Source organism: Flavobacterium sp. PL12 (assembly GCF_039123485.1).
Lineage (GTDB): Bacteria > Bacteroidota > Bacteroidia > Flavobacteriales > Flavobacteriaceae > Flavobacterium > Flavobacterium weaverense.
The window spans coordinates 1-13,642 of the sequence record NZ_JBANDI010000030.1; the positions used below are offsets into that span (position 1 = coordinate 1).

Here is a 13,642-nt window from a genome sequence, read left to right on the forward strand (position 1 = left end):
TGCTTATAAATCATTCGAAAACCTCAAAGAAAAATTAAATTTTGTCCTGACTAATTTTGGAACAAAATACGACATTAAATTTTAACCATTACTTATAGAGACGCAGTCGCACTTTCATTTACTGCCTCAGGAAATAATTTCGAACTCGCTATTGCTGTTTCAATTGGAGTTTTCGGAATTAATAGTGGTCAAGCATTTGCTGGAGTGATTGGTCCTCTAGTTGAAGTTCCTGCATTAATACTATTGGTAAAAGTTGCTTTTTGGCTAAAGAAAAAGCTTTACAAATTAGAAGTTAACTAGCAGTTTTTCAAGCTATAATTTAAACTTTTCATTTCCATATATTTTAGCAGAATTCAAAGTTAGCACAATCATAAAAATGTTAATCCATAATTTCAGTCTGCACTCAATTTTCTAAAGTCCAATTCCACTACTATTTTTGTTTTTCTACAACACTCACGCCAAAGCAATTTAAAATTCATTACAATATTGATTGTCCCCATTTAAATTTTCATTATTACTATTATTAATTGCTTAATGTCTTGAGAACTAAATGTTCTAATAGAGAAAACATAATAATGAATGTCAGTTTTATCAACTAAATTTGACTATTAAATAAAAAAATAGGCTAAAACATATTTATTTAACAATTTTAACTTAAAACTATTTTTATTTAACAATTTATTTGGATATTTGAGGTAACTAATCTTAAATAAACCAAAAATGAGAATTAAATTCAAACATTTTTTGAGCATTTTAGCAGTGCTTTTAGTGCAACTGACTTTTGCCCAAGAAAGTAGATTTTCAGGTAAAGTCACTGATATGAGTGGACTTCCTATTCCGGGTGCAAATATTGTTGTGAAGGAGTCGAAAGTGAGCGCTCAAGCTGACTTTGATGGTAATTTTGTAATCACCGCAAAAAAGGGCCAAACTCTTAGTGTAAGTTTTGTGGGTATGAAAACTGCGGAAATTTCTGCTGCACCGTCCATGCTAATAAAGCTAAGTGATTCGTCCAATGAACTTGAGACTGTATTTGTCGTAGGTTTTGGTACACAAAGCAAGAAAAAATTAACGGATAACATTGCTCGTGTAACGGCTAAGGACATGGAAAACGTACCCGTTTCCAATTTTCAAAATGCAATGGTAGGTAAATTAGCTGGTGTCCAAATCACACAAATCAATGGAAAAGTAGAAGGTGGTGTAAAATTGAGAGTCCGTGGTGTTTCCAGCATCTCCTCTTCTCAAGAGCCTTTATACGTTCTAGACGGTATGCCATTAATAAATGATAATGAAAGTGGTTCATCTGCACCTATTAATCCATTAATTTCCTTAAATCCTAATGACATTGAATCTGTTGAAATTCTTAAAGATGCTTCATCTGCTGCTATATATGGCGCTAGAGGAACTAACGGGGTTGTACTTATCACTACAAAACAAGGAAAATCAGGTAAGACAAAAATTTCATTAAATACTTCTGCAGGATGGAGCGAAGCAACTCACAAGGTGAGTTGGCTAAACGCTGCACAATATGCTGAATTATTTACCGAAGCCTCTGCATACCGATATGGTGCTGCCGATTTGTGGTTGACAGAGCCGGGCGGAGTTTTTGATGGTTATGCTAATGGAAAAGATTGGAGAACGGGCGAAGTTGATACTGACTGGCAAGATTTAGCATTAGTTAAAGGAGCTGTTCAAGACCATACCTTTTCAATTTCTGGTGGAGATAGTAAAACTTTATTCTTTCTTTCTGGTGGATATAATAATACTGAAGGAATTGTAAGAGGAAATAATTTAGATCGTTACTCCTATAGAGGAAATTTAGACCATAAAGTTTCTGATAAATTCAGAGTAGGTTTAAATACTAGTTTGAGCAAAACAAACATTACAAGAATAGGATCTGATAATTCTTTTGCAACACCGCTACAAGCCGTAGCTCAGACTCCCTTGGCGCCAGACTATCTTAACGATGGTGTAACTCCAAATAACGATACAACTTTGTACTACAATTTCTTAATGCAGCAATTTAATGGAAATTGGGATGCCAATATTTTTAGAACATTGATGAATTCTTATGCAGAATTTAAAATTATACCGGAACTAAGTTTTAGAACAGAATTAGGTTACGATAATAATAATCAAACGGAGGAATATTTTGCTGGTAGTTTAACTGAATCTGCTTCAACTAATGGTTATGCTGATGCAAATGCTATTCAATCTGACAAATACAGTATCAATAATTATTTAACGTATTCTACAAAATTCAATGAGAATTACAATTTAGAAGTAGTAGGCGGAATGAGTTTTGAAGAAAGTGCAAGAAAAAGACAATATGTAGCTGGTACAGGTTTTCCATCAGACGACTTACAAACGGTGGAAAGTGCATCTGAAATAACAGCTGGAACTTCTAGTAGAACCAAGTACAATTTCCTTTCTTATTTTGGAAGAGCAACAGTTTCTATTATGGATAAATATCTTTTAAAAGGAAGCTTACGTTATGATGGTTCTTCTCGATTTGGAGCTTCAAATCGTTACGGTATATTTCCCGCGGCTTCTGTAGGTTGGATCATATCACAAGAAGATTTTTTAAAAGAAAGTAGTGCTATTAATTTATTAAAATTAAGAGCTAGTTATGGAGTAACAGGAAATGCTGGAATTGGAAATTTTGCTAGTTTAGGATTATTTAGTGGATCCTCTTATAATAAGCAATCAGCGATAAATCCTTCTCAATTAGTTAACCAAGATTTAAAATGGGAAATAACAAACCAAGTTGACGTAGGAATTGATTTTGGTTTTTTAAATAATAGGGTAAGCGGCGAAATTGATTACTATGTAAAAAAAACAAATGATCTTTTATTAAACGAACCATTACCTGGTACATCAGGATGGAGCTCTTTAACTCGCAATGTAGGCTCATTGACTAACAAAGGTTTTGAATTTGTACTAAATACTACAAATTTCAAAAATGATAAATTGAGTTGGAAAACCTCATTAAATCTAGCGACATTAGATAATAAAGTAACAGAATTGCCCGGTGGCGATATTGTTGCAGGACAAAATATAGTAAGAGTTGGTGAAACTATTTCTTCCTTTTACGTAGTAGAATATGCAGGAGTTGATCCAGCAAATGGGAATGCGTTATTTTACAAAAACACTTTACTTGCCGACGGAACTTTAGACAAAGCAACAACAAAAACGTATAGTGATGCACAAAGAATTATTGCCGGAAATCCTTATCCAACATTAATGGCTGGAATGACCAATACTGTAGCATTTAATAATTTTGATTTTTCCTTTACCGTCCAAGGAGAATGGGGAGCGTCTATATACAATGAAGCTGGAAAATTTCAATCTAGTAATGCTAGATATAAAGACAACCAAACGTCAGATCAAATGAACAGATGGCAAAAACCAGGAGATATCACAAGCGTTCCGCAGGCAAGATGGGGTCGCAGTAATGGTGAGCAAGCTTCTACTCGTTATTTAGAAAAAACTGATTTTGTTCGTTTGAGAAATCTATCATTTGGATATACATTGCCTAAAACAGTTACTCAAAAAATATCTGTAGATAGACTTCGCATTTATATGACGGGATTGAATTTATTAACCTTTACAAATTATCAAGGATACGATCCAGAATCATCATACGACAATAATGGAGATTCAAATATTCAAAAAGGAATCGCATTTTATTCAGCACCTCCTGCAAAAACGATAATTATTGGATTAAACATTGACCTTTAATAAAATCAGATATGAAAATATATAACTATAGAATAATTATAGCAGCGGTTGTAATGCTGTCTTTTGCTGCGTGTGACGACAACTTAACAATTAAACCGGAACAATCGATTCCAACGGAGATCGCAATTAGTACACCTTCAAACCTGCAGAAAATATTAAACAATGCTTATGGCGATGCGCGATCAAGTGCATTATACGGTGGCGGAATTGCTCTAGTATCTGAATTAATTGCAAACGACGGAGATCTTTATTGGGATGGGACATACGTTCAACCTAACCAATACGATGAGAAAGAAATATTAACAGACAATAGTTTTGTCGAAAGCTTATGGTTGAGAGCTTACAAGATTAGTAATCAGACTAATATTGTGCTAGACAACCTAGCTGTTTTTACAGATGCAAACGACAAAAATCAAGCTAAAGGGGAAGCGCAGTTTCTTAGAGGACTAGTTTATTTTGATTTAGCTCGTCTATTTGCTAAGCCTTTCGTTGCTGGAGCAGTAAATAATCAGCTTGGTATTCCTATAATTTTAGAACCAAATTTAGATCCTACAAAAATCACTTTTCCAGCGCGAAATACTGTAGAAGAAGTTTACAAGCAAGTAATAATTGACCTAAAAGATGCTTATACACTGTTACCAGCTTCAAATGGTGTTTATGCAACAAAATACAGTGCAGCAGCTTTACTTGCTAGAGTTTATTTGCAAAAAGGCGATTATGTTAATGCACTAGCAATGGCTAATTTTGTCATTAATAATAGCGGTGCATCGTTAGCAAGTACTTACGCAAAGACTTTTAATAATTCAGAAAATTCAACCGAAGATTTGTTAGCTTGGCAAGTTAGCAGCCAAGATGCAAGTTCTAATGACTTCAATGTTTTTTGGGCAGGTGCTGATTTTGGAGGACGTTCTGGAAATCCTGATATTAGTATTGAAGATCAACATTTCGACATTTATGACGATGCTGATGACCAAAGAAATAATTTCTTTTACGAAGCAGATAATATATGTACGACCAAGTGGAAGAATCAGTATGGAAACATCCCATTTTTACGCTTAGCCGAAATGTATTTAATTCGTGCAGAATCTAATTTTAGAGGAGCTACTCAAGTTGGTCTTTCACCAGTAGATGATGTTAATATGTTGCGTGTAAGATCAGGCGCTTCATTATTTGGTAGTGTTACTTTAGCAACAATTCTAATGGAAAGAAAAAGAGAATTATCATTTGAAGGTTTTGCTTTGTTTGATGCTAAAAGATTAAAGCAAAATATAGGATCGTTGGCTTATGACGCAAATAATCTAGTGCTACCTATTCCATTAAGAGAAATGGACGTAAACAAAAAATTAGTTCAAAATCCAGGTTACTAAATAGTATTATTTTAGCAAAAAAATTATTTAAAATAGTAGCTAATTAAATAAAATACCCCTTAAAAACACTAATCAAATTTTGATTTCATAGTGGAGTTAAGGGGTTATTTATGAAGAAAAACTAACTTTTTAAAAACAGATAATTAGTTCTCTATTGACTGTAATGTAACAGTAATTGCTTCCAATACTTCAAAAGCAGTTTCAGCCATCTTGTTTCCTTTTGTATCTAAAAGCGGATTCACTTCTACAAATTCTATACAGACAACTTTCTTATTTTCAATAATTTGGTTGATAATGGCTATAATCTCATATTGATCAAATCCCTTAGGAACTGGTGTACCTGTCCCATAAGAAATTGTGTCGCAGTCCATCGAGTCAACATCAAAAGAGATATAAATAATTCCACAATGTGAAAGTTGAGCTAATGCTTCATCAACACATTTTTTCAAACCTCTATAACGTACTTCCTCGACTCTATAATTTTTAATTTGCAGTTTTTCAATTTGCCTGTCCTCCTCTTCTTCAGTATCTCGAACACCAAAATAGATTAAATTTTCTGGTCTAATTTTTGGGCCTTTAAGACCAATATTTTTCATATTGTCCCAATGTTGCTTCGTTTCCGAAGTTACGTCATTGGTATTTCTAGAGCTTAAATTATCCTCTGCCAGCGCTGCTGCAATTGGCATACCATGAATATTTCCAGATGGCGATGTATATGGCGAATGTAAATCTGCGTGGGCATCAATCCAAAAAATACCTATATTTTTATCAGGATAAGCAGCTTTAATTCCGCTTATGGTCCCTAAAGCAGAAGAGTGATCCCCAGACAAAACAATAGGAAAATAATTGGACTCTAGATTTTCTTTAACCGATGAACTAACTCTCGTACATTGTTCTAAAACATGCTCGATCCTTTTAGCAAAAGAACTTTTATTTCTATTATAAATGGATTCGTTATGTGTTTTTACATCTTCAAATTCAAAACTGTTAAAGTAATTACTATTCTGATTTATTGCTGCAACTTCGATCGCATCAATTCCCAAATCAGAACCTCGCGTTCCAGCACCAATATCTGACCGGTTTTTTATTAATTTTATAACTTTATTCATTCCTCGCTTTTAAATTATTTAAAATCGTTAAGCGCTCTTTCGATAATAGCTAGACATTCGTTAATTTGCTCCTCAGTAATTACTAATGGAGGTGCAAATCTAATTTTATTACCATGCGTTGGCTTAGCCAATAATCCGTATTCACTAAATTTCATGCAAATATTCCAAGCTAAATCTGATTCCTCATCGCAGTTTACAACAATTGCGTTTAAAAGCCCTTTCCCTCTTACAAGTGTAATTAGAGAATTTCTAGAAGCAATTTCATTTAATCCTTTTCTCAAAACTTCTCCTAAATGCTGCGCATTTTTAGCTAAATTTTCTTCTTTTACTACCTCAAGAGCTGCAATTGCAACCGCTGCAGCAACTGGGTTTCCTCCAAAAGTAGATCCGTGTTGACCCGGTTTTATAACATTCATAATAGCATTGTTTGCTAAAACTGCAGAAACTGGATAAACACCGCCAGAAATTGCTTTTCCTAAAATTAGGATATCTGGTTTTACTTCTGGTTTATTTTCGCAACCGTTATTACAATCGCAATTTCCACAAGTTGCCAATAATCTTCCTGTACGAGCGATTCCTGTTTGTACTTCGTCAGCAATAAATAAAACGTTATGCTCTTCACATAATGCTTTGGCTTTAGCTAAATATCCTTCAGCAGGAACGTAAACGCCCGCTTCACCTTGAATAGGCTCTACTAAAAAGCCTGCTATATTTTTTGAATTTTTCAATACTTCTGCTAATGCATCGACATCATCATAAGGAATTTTGATAAAACCAGCCGTAAATGGTCCAAAGTTTTTACGAGCACTTTCGTCATTCGAAAATGAAATAATAGTCGTTGTTCTACCATGGAAATTATTTTCACAAACAATAATTTGCGCCTGATTTTCAGGAATTCCTTTTACTTCGTAAGCCCATTTTCTACAAATCTTTAATGCTGTTTCCACTGCTTCAGCACCAGTATTCATTGGTAAAACTTTATCAAAGTTAAAGTAGTCAGTCACATACTCTTCATATGGTCCTAATTGATCGTTATGAAAAGCACGAGAAGTCAATGTTAAAGTCTGCGCTTGCTTTACCATCGCACCTACAATTTTTGGATGACAGTGTCCTTGATTTACCGCAGAGTATGCTGACAAGAAATCATAGTATTTTTTACCATCTACATCCCACACAAATACACCCTCGCCTCTTTCTAAAACTACAGGTAAAGGATGGTAATTGTGAGCACCATGTTGGTTCTCTTTTGCTATCAACGCTTCAGATTTTGAAGAAAGTTTTTGGTCTGTGTGTGTCATGTTGTTTGTGATTTAAAGTAATAAGATGCAAAACTACTACTATTTTTTAAAAAGCCAACGAAATTATACTTTTTGACTTTAAAATAGAATTATTTTAAAAGGATTTATTTTAATTAGGCTTTAAATAAGTCATTTCAAATTATTTAATTTCAATTAAAGATGTGCTCAAAAATAAATATTATATGTACATTTATAGCTACGCTAAAGCTTAAAATAGTTAATAAAATATGGATCTATTAGACGAATTCGATATCAATATAATCAAAGAATTAGAAAAAGACGGAAGAATGGCTTATTCCGCAATTGCAACCAATTTGAAAATATCAAATACAATGGTGCATCAGCGTATCAATAGATTGACAGAACAAGGAATTTTAAAAGGAATCAAGCCTGTTATCGACGAAAAAAAAGTAGGTTACGATTGGGGTTCATTTACTGGATTAACTTTAAATAAAGATCAAGATTCTGGGCGAATAATCGAAGAATTAAAAAAAATTCCAGAAATCACAGAATGTTATTTCATAACAGGTTCCTTCACTTTGTACATAAAAATAATAGCTAAGAACCATGAGCACATGCGTAAAATTCTCTATGAAAAGATTGATAACATTCCTGGAATTGCAAAAACAGATTCAATTATGGAATTAGGTTGTGCCTTTAAACGAAATGTGTCACTTTAAAAAAGTATTATAATTCTATTAACCAACCCAAAAACCAAGTAATGAAAAAATTATCATATTCCATTCTCGACTGTAAAAGGGTTATTACAATTTTCCTTTTGCTTTTCTGCGCAAGCTCACAAGCGCAAAATCCAAAAGGAAAGCTATTTATAATTGGTGGCGGAGATCGATCTGATGCGCTGATGACACAGTTAATTAACTTAGCTGAGCTAACAACACAAGATTATATTGTCGTTTTACCCATGTCAAGCGGAGAACCTATTGAATCTTTTATCTATTTTAAATCTCAGTTTGAAAAGCTGACTCCAAATCCAATTATCATGATGAATTATGATAAAACGATGGTAAATAATAAGGTTCTAAATGATTCTTTGCAAAATGCAAAACTTATATTTATCAGTGGCGGCGATCAAACTCGCTTTATGGATGTGGTAAAAAACACTCCCGTTTACACTGCGATTCACAAAGCATATGAAAACGGAAGTACAATTGCTGGTACAAGTGCGGGCGCTGCAGTAATGTGCCAACACATGATTACGGGAAATCAAAAATTACAGACTAAGTACTCTGAAACTTTCGACAATATAAGATACGATAATCTTGAAACCACTGTTGGTTTAGGATTAATAAAAAATGTAATTATCGATCAACATTTTATGAAGAGAAGTAGGTACAATCGATTACTTTCTGCACTAGTTGAGTTTCCAGACCATATAGGAATTGGTATTGATGAAAGTACTGCCTTGATTGTTCGAAATAAAGAAATCGAAATTGCTGGCGAAAGTGAAGTAGTTGTGGTTAAAAAACCAAAAGGAATTATAAAATTTAGAAAAGACAATTTAGTTAGTATAAAAAAACTAGAAATGGCAATTTTTATTGAAGGTCAAAAATTTAAAATCAAATAATATGAAGTATCTCAAGAAACATTTTACCGCACTACTTATAATTATCAGCATTAGTTTTTCTTCCTTTTCGCAAAAAGTAAATAACGCTGAAATCAAAAGATTAGAAAATCTTGCGAAGAGTGTAACTATCATTCGAGATAATTGGGGAATCGCACACGTATATGGAAAAACAGATGCCGACGCCGTATTTGGTATGCTGTACGCACAGTGCGAAGATGATTTCAAGCGCGTTGAAATGAATTATATTGAGAAATTAGGTCGTCTTTCAGAAATAAAAGGACAAGCCGTGTTGTATAACGACTTAGAAATAAAACTTCTAATTGACATTGAAGAAGCAAAAGCAGACTATAAAAAAGCAGCGCCTTGGTTAAAAAAATTATTAAATAGTTATGCAGATGGAATTAACTTTTACTTGCACAAGCATCCTGAAGTAAAACCTGCATTACTCACTCATTTTGAGCCATGGTTTCCATTATTGTGGACTGATGGAAGTATAGGTGCAATAAGCACCGCTAATCTTTCAACTGGTGAATTAAAAGCATTCTACTCTGGAAACAATGATAAAGTAGCATACATAGAAAGAGAAAAAGATGTGCAAACGGGCTCTAACGGATTTGCAATAGCACCTTCAAAAACAGCTTCTGGAAATGCTATATTATATATCAATCCACACACTACTTTTTATTTCCGCCCAGAGATACAAATGAGCAGTGAAGAAGGATTGAATGCATACGGAGCAGTAACTTGGGGACAGTTTTTTATCTATCAAGGCTTTAATGAAAGTTGCGGCTGGATGCATACCTCATCAAATGTTGATGTAGCAGATATGTACGCAGAGAAAATTGTATCTAAAAACAAAAAATTGTTTTACGAGTACGATGGTAAATTAGTGCCTGTAATTGAAAAAATGATTACCATCAAATATCTTGAAAACGGAAAACTGATTCCTAAAACTTTTAAAACCTATTACACAAACCACGGTCCAATAATGGCTAAAAGAGATGGTAAGTGGATTAGTTTAAAATCTAATAATCGCTCAATGAAAAGTTTAGAGCAAAGTTGGGTTCGAACAAAATCTAAAGGTTTTGAGGATTACAAAAAAGTGATGGATCTAAAAGCTAACACTTCTAATAATACGGTTTACGCAGATAAAGAAGGTAATATTGCATATTGGCATGGCAATTTTGTTCCTATTAGAGATAAAAAGTTAAACTGGTCAAAAGTGATGGATGGAAGTACTTCGGCAACACAATGGAAAGGTTTGCATAAGGTTTCAGAAACAGTTCATTCTTACAATCCTATTAATGGCTGGTTACAAAATTGTAATTCTACACCTTATTCCGTTGCAGGAGAAAATAGTCCGAAAAAAGAAAATTATTTACCTTACATGGCGCCTGATGGCGAAAGTTTTAGAGGTTTGAATGCTGTTAGACTTTTAAGTAAAGGAACAGACTACACTTTAGATAAAGTGATTGCTGATGGTTACGACACTAAGTTGACTGCTTTCGAATTTCTAATTCCTGCTCTTCTTTCTTCTTTCGAAAAGAACGTAAATAAGAATGATAAAACATACTCTGAAACAGCTGAAGCAATCGATATATTAAGAAAGTGGGATTATTATGCTAATGAAAATTCTGTTGCTACAACGATAGCTGTAGAATGGGCTTATAAATTAGATCCAATAATCCAAAAAGTCTATACTGATGAAGGAGAATTAGATCAAGTAGAAAATACTCTTGCATTTGCAAAAAATGTAAAAGCAGAGCAAATGATACCGCAGTTACAATTAGTTCTAAATGAATTGAAAGTGAAATTCGGAAAGTGGCAAATTCCTTGGGGCGAAATCAATCGATTCCAAAGAACTTCAGGAGCTATTGATTTAGTTTATGACGATGCTAAAGAAAGTTTACCCATTGGATATGGCCCAGCGTTATGGGGAAGCTTGCCAGCTTACAAAAGCAGTTACCAAAAAGAAACCAAAAAACGATACGGATTTAACGGAAATAGTTTTGTGTGCGCGGTCGAATTTGGTGCCAAAATAAAAGCTAAATCACTGTTAGCCGGAGGAAATAGCGGCAATCCAAAATCAAAACATTTTTATGATCAGGCGGAGATGTATCGCGAAGGAAAATTTAAAGATGTATTATTTTACAAAGAAGATGTACAAAAAAACGCAGAACGAACGTATCATCCAGGCGAATAAAAGCTTCAACTATAAGATTTAAAAATACAGTCATAAAATAAAAAAATAAAAGTCTGCTTGCCTAGATAATATAAATTCAGAATTTAGTAAAAATAAAAAAACACGAAATATGAAAAACACCTTATTTACATTATTAGGTTTATTGTTATTTTCAGCATCATCATTCGCACAGCTGAAAACAGTAAAATATACTGATGGAGACCAAAAACTAAACGGTTTATCTATTGCTCCTATAAAAGGTAGTAAAACGAAGCCTGGAATATTGATCTTACCTGCTTGGAAAGGAATTGACGCTCATTCAAAAAGATCTGCTGAAAAACTTTCAAAAATGGGCTACTACGCATTTATTGCTGATATTTACGGAGAGGGTAATTATCCCACTAATACACAAGAAGCGGGGAAAATGTCTGGTTTTTACAAAAAAAATATCGCTGACTATCAAAGAAGAATTCAGCTAGCTTTAAACCAGTTAGTAAAAGCTGGTGCAAATGCTGATAATATTGTCGTAATTGGATATTGCTTTGGTGGTACAGGAGTACTTGAAGTTGCTAGAACAGGAATGAAAGCGCAAGGAGTTGTTTCATTTCACGGTGGTTTAGGACGCGATGCAGCAAGAACGAACACGCCGATAAAAACTAGAGTTTTAGTGTTACACGGCGCAGATGATCCTTACGTTCCAGCAGCTGAAATTTCTGCTTTCCAACAAGAAATGAGAGATACAAAAGCAGACTGGGAAATGATTTATTACGCTGACGCGGTTCACGCTTTTACAGAAGTAGAAGTTGGAAACGATAAATCTTCTGGAGCAGCTTACAACGAAAAAGCAGACAAAAGATCTTGGGAGCGCATGAAAACTTTCTTAGAAGATGTTTTGAAATAAGGTTATAAACACCCTTTTTTTTAAGGCAGTATAAATTTGTTGTTTTTATTAATTAAATGATCTTAATTAATAAAATAGTACAATTTATGCTGCCTTCTTTATTGTGCTAAAAATAAAAAATAAAATTATCAGAAAGGTTTAGAAAGTGCGATGAAAAATAAATCAATCTCATAATGTGTTACGAATAACAAAATTTAAATAGCAGTAAAGCGTTTTAATTATATTTATTCCTATTTTTACCCTTTGCCATTTATCAATTTATTATTTATATCCAAAAAATGAAAAAAATCCCTTTATTAAGTCTGTTCGCTATTATAACTTTTAGTTGCACCTCTCAAAAAAGCAGCGTTACTCAAGTAGAACCTACCAAATACATGAATTCGATCACCGCTGACGAGCTAAAAACACATTTGTATATCGTTGCATCAGACGAAATGGAAGGTCGCGAAACAGGATCTGAAGGCCAAAAAAAAGCTGGTGTTTATCTTATCGATCAATACAAGAAAGATGCTATTTCCTTCCCTGCTGCAGCCACTAACTTTTACCAACATATTCCTGCTGCATTCCTTAATGCAAAACGCAATGAGAATTTGCCAGATTCAGAGAATATCTGGGCGTATATTGAAGGTTCAGAAAAACCAAATGAAGTTCTTGTAATCTCAGCTCACTACGATCACGTAGGAACTAAAAAAGGAAAAATTTATAACGGTGCAGATGATGACGGTTCAGGAACAGTTGCATTATTAGAAATCGCACAAGCCTTTCAAATGGCTAAAAAAGCAGGACACGGACCTAAGCGTTCTATATTGTTTCTCCACGTAACTGGCGAAGAACATGGCTTACACGGCTCGAGATATTATTCTGAAAATCCTTTATTTCCGTTAGTCAATACAATCGCAAATATCAACATCGATATGATAGGCCGCCGCGATGACGCTCACGCTGACAGTAATAATTATGTATATGTTATTGGAGCAGATCGTCTATCATCAGATTTGGATACAATTTGTAAAGAAGCCAACGCAAAGTACACTAAAATGAACTTAGATTATAAATTCAATGACCCCAAAGATCCAAACCATTTTTATGAGCGCTCTGACCATTATAACTTTGCAAAAAATGGAATTCCATCTGTATTCTTCTTCAATGGAGTCCACGCGGATTATCACAAGCATACCGACACTGCAGAGAAAATTGAGTACGATGCTTTGGCTAAAAGGACTCAATTTGCTTTTGTGACCGCTTGGGAACTTGCAAATAGAGAAAACAGACCAGTTGTAGATAAAAAATAGTATTTGGGCACATCCACGTTTCCACTAGCATTACAACGTGGTCGGGCTATTCGTTTCAATCTTTTTATGCTGCGTACCTTTGCATAAAAAGGATTTTCACTACTATCCCTTGTGCAAAAAAGAAACATATAATCAGTCTTGAAGAAATTCAAGGCTGATTTTTTTTACGC

General features: G+C 34.0%; 9 protein-coding genes and 1 pseudogene. 8 read left to right on the forward strand and 2 right to left on the reverse strand.

Going from position 1 to position 13,642, the window contains the following annotated elements:
• Nucleotides 1-108: 108 nt before the first annotated feature.
• The 3 genes and pseudogenes from RCH19_RS12965 to RCH19_RS12975 form a co-directional block, all read left to right on the forward strand.
• Nucleotides 109-300 (forward strand): annotated as a pseudogene (locus RCH19_RS12965) (arsenical-resistance protein); the annotation flags it as partial.
• 420 nt (nucleotides 301-720) lie between these two features.
• Nucleotides 721-3,738, forward strand: a complete 3,018-nt coding sequence (locus tag RCH19_RS12970; RefSeq protein WP_343023574.1) for a TonB-dependent receptor — start codon at nucleotides 721-723, stop codon at nucleotides 3,736-3,738.
• Between the two features lie 11 nt (nucleotides 3,739-3,749).
• Nucleotides 3,750-5,105, forward strand: coding sequence for a RagB/SusD family nutrient uptake outer membrane protein (locus RCH19_RS12975; protein WP_343023575.1), 1,356 nt, complete (start codon nucleotides 3,750-3,752; stop codon nucleotides 5,103-5,105).
• 143 nt (nucleotides 5,106-5,248) lie between these two features.
• Here RCH19_RS12975 and rocF read toward each other — a convergent pair whose 3' ends face one another.
• Both rocF and rocD read right to left on the reverse strand, forming a co-directional pair.
• Nucleotides 5,249-6,214, reverse strand: a complete 966-nt coding sequence (gene rocF, locus RCH19_RS12980; protein WP_343023576.1) for an arginase — start codon at nucleotides 6,212-6,214, stop codon at nucleotides 5,249-5,251.
• A 14-nt stretch (nucleotides 6,215-6,228) separates the two neighbouring features.
• A complete protein-coding gene (rocD, locus tag RCH19_RS12985) occupies nucleotides 6,229-7,512 on the reverse strand; it encodes an ornithine--oxo-acid transaminase (RefSeq protein ID WP_343023577.1) in 1,284 nt (427 codons plus the stop codon).
• Nucleotides 7,513-7,739: 227 nt separating this feature from the next.
• On the opposite strand from rocD, the gene RCH19_RS12990 reads away from it, so the two are divergent.
• The 5 genes from RCH19_RS12990 (at nucleotide 7,740) to RCH19_RS13010 (ending at nucleotide 13,472) form a co-directional block, all read left to right on the forward strand.
• Nucleotides 7,740-8,192, forward strand: coding sequence for an Lrp/AsnC family transcriptional regulator (locus RCH19_RS12990; RefSeq protein ID WP_343023578.1), 453 nt, complete (start codon nucleotides 7,740-7,742; stop codon nucleotides 8,190-8,192).
• A 41-nt stretch (nucleotides 8,193-8,233) separates the two neighbouring features.
• The gene (locus tag RCH19_RS12995) at nucleotides 8,234-9,097 is read left to right on the forward strand and encodes a cyanophycinase (protein ID WP_343023579.1); all 864 of its coding nucleotides are present in this window, start codon (nucleotides 8,234-8,236) and stop codon (nucleotides 9,095-9,097) included.
• 1 nt (nucleotide 9,098) lies between these two features.
• On the forward strand, nucleotides 9,099-11,300 hold the full coding sequence (locus RCH19_RS13000) for a penicillin acylase family protein (RefSeq protein ID WP_343023580.1): 2,202 nt from the start codon (nucleotides 9,099-9,101) through the stop codon (nucleotides 11,298-11,300).
• A 109-nt stretch (nucleotides 11,301-11,409) separates the two neighbouring features.
• Nucleotides 11,410-12,180, forward strand: coding sequence for a dienelactone hydrolase family protein (locus tag RCH19_RS13005; protein ID WP_343023581.1), 771 nt, complete (start codon nucleotides 11,410-11,412; stop codon nucleotides 12,178-12,180).
• 278 nt (nucleotides 12,181-12,458) lie between these two features.
• The gene (locus tag RCH19_RS13010; RefSeq protein WP_343023582.1) at nucleotides 12,459-13,472 is read left to right on the forward strand and encodes a M28 family metallopeptidase; all 1,014 of its coding nucleotides are present in this window, start codon (nucleotides 12,459-12,461) and stop codon (nucleotides 13,470-13,472) included.
• Nucleotides 13,473-13,642: the final 170 nt, after the last annotated feature.

What these genes read in the sequence shown, in the direction of transcription:
- RCH19_RS12970 (WP_343023574.1), top strand. Translation starts at nt 721, where the DNA reads ATGAGAATTAAATTCAAACATTTTTTGAGCATTTTAGCAGTGCTTTTA.
- RCH19_RS12975 (WP_343023575.1), top strand. Translation starts at nt 3,750, where the DNA reads ATGAAAATATATAACTATAGAATAATTATAGCAGCGGTTGTAATGCTG.
- rocF (WP_343023576.1), bottom strand. Translation starts at nt 6,214, where the DNA reads ATGAATAAAGTTATAAAATTAATAAAAAACCGGTCAGATATTGGTGCT.
- rocD (WP_343023577.1), bottom strand. Translation starts at nt 7,512, where the DNA reads ATGACACACACAGACCAAAAACTTTCTTCAAAATCTGAAGCGTTGATA.
- RCH19_RS12990 (WP_343023578.1), top strand. Translation starts at nt 7,740, where the DNA reads ATGGATCTATTAGACGAATTCGATATCAATATAATCAAAGAATTAGAA.
- RCH19_RS12995 (WP_343023579.1), top strand. Translation starts at nt 8,234, where the DNA reads ATGAAAAAATTATCATATTCCATTCTCGACTGTAAAAGGGTTATTACA.
- RCH19_RS13000 (WP_343023580.1), top strand. Translation starts at nt 9,099, where the DNA reads ATGAAGTATCTCAAGAAACATTTTACCGCACTACTTATAATTATCAGC.
- RCH19_RS13005 (WP_343023581.1), top strand. Translation starts at nt 11,410, where the DNA reads ATGAAAAACACCTTATTTACATTATTAGGTTTATTGTTATTTTCAGCA.
- RCH19_RS13010 (WP_343023582.1), top strand. Translation starts at nt 12,459, where the DNA reads ATGAAAAAAATCCCTTTATTAAGTCTGTTCGCTATTATAACTTTTAGT.